The 1357-nt window shown below is 41.9% G+C and carries 1 protein-coding gene; it reads left to right on the top strand.

Annotated elements, in window-relative coordinates:
• Window positions 1-1244, top strand: a 1244-nt coding sequence (locus LX24_RS14770; protein ID WP_166512887.1) for an IS1182 family transposase, incomplete at its 5' end; no start/stop codon positions are given.
• Between the last annotated feature and the right edge of the window lie 113 nt (window positions 1245-1357).

Genomic DNA, 1357 nt, shown 5'->3' with positions numbered 1-1357 from the left:
ACTTGGATCTAACGGTTATCCACAAGGTATACGAGAAAGGGATAAAAGGTCAACCACCGTATCATCCTGTTTTAATGACTAAGATTCTGTTTTATGCCTATTGCCGCGGCGTATTCTCATCTCGTAAAATTGCCACTCATCTTTATGAGGATGTGGCCTTTATTGTCCTGGCCGGAGGAAACAAACCCAATTTCCGTACTATTAACGAATTCCGGCGGCGTCATATTAAGTCATTACCGGGCATTTTTGTCCAAATTCTTAAACTTTGTGAAAAGGCCGGATTAGTAGGCTTAAAGCATGTTGCCCTGGATGGTACTAAAATTAATGCAAATGCCTCCAAGCACAAAGCCATGAGCTATGATCGAATGAAGAATGAAGAGCAAAAGCTTGAAAGAGAGATCAAGAAGCTTCTTGAAAAAGCCAATCATATAGATTTGAAAGAAGATAAACAGTTCGGCCATGATCGCCGTGGCGATGAAATACCTGAAGAATTGGCCTACAGAGAAACCCGACTGGCTAAAATTAAGGAAGCCAAAGCTGCATTGGAAGCAGAAGCCAAGTTAGCCCAAGAGGAAGATAACAAAAAGAATAATGATAAAAATGATCCCCCTACACCGCCACGGGGAAAAGTTAAATATGTCAAGAAAAACGGTGAACCGGAGCCTAAGGCACAGCGCAACTTTACTGATCCGGAATCGAGAATAATGAAAAACTCGGACAAAGCATTTGTTCAGGCATATAACTCTCAGGCGGTTGTAGACTCTAAGAGCCAAATTATTGTAGCGGTTGACGTAACCAACCAGGCGGCAGACAGTCAGCATCTTCCGTCAATGCTTGAAAAGGTTAAAGAAAACATCGGTTGCTACCCCAAGGAACTCTCAGCGGATGCTGGCTATTTTAGTGAAAATAACCTTAAATACCTTAAAGGCAAAACTGACGCATACATCCCAGGCCAAAGAATAAAACACAATCAAGAACTGGAACCGGCACCCAGGGGTAGAATTCCGGTGGATTTGTTATTACCTGATCGTATGAAAAGGAAGTTGCGAACCCAAAAAGGACGGGCAAAATATGCCTTGCGAAAACAAACAGTTGAGCCTGTTTTTGGCCAAATTAAGGAAGCCCGGGGTTTTCGAAGATTTCTTCTCCGCGGGCTCGACTTGGTGCGCGGAGAATGGGTCCTTCTATGCCTTACGCACAACATTTTGAAGCTATTTGGAAATAAAAAGAAGTTGGCTTGGTAAATAGTTAAAGGGGCACCTCATTCTGCTTAAAATTTTTATATAAATTCATATGAATTTGTTTTAAGGCCCCTAACCACAGTTTTTTAAAGTATCAATTCTTAGACAGGCTGCTA

The sequence above is a fragment of the Desulfallas thermosapovorans DSM 6562 genome (genome assembly GCF_008124625.1).
GTDB classification, from domain to species: domain Bacteria; phylum Bacillota; class Desulfotomaculia; order Desulfotomaculales; family Desulfallaceae; genus Sporotomaculum; species Sporotomaculum thermosapovorans.
Note: the sequence above shows the minus strand (reverse complement) of the source record. Positions and strands in the feature narration are given on the sequence as shown.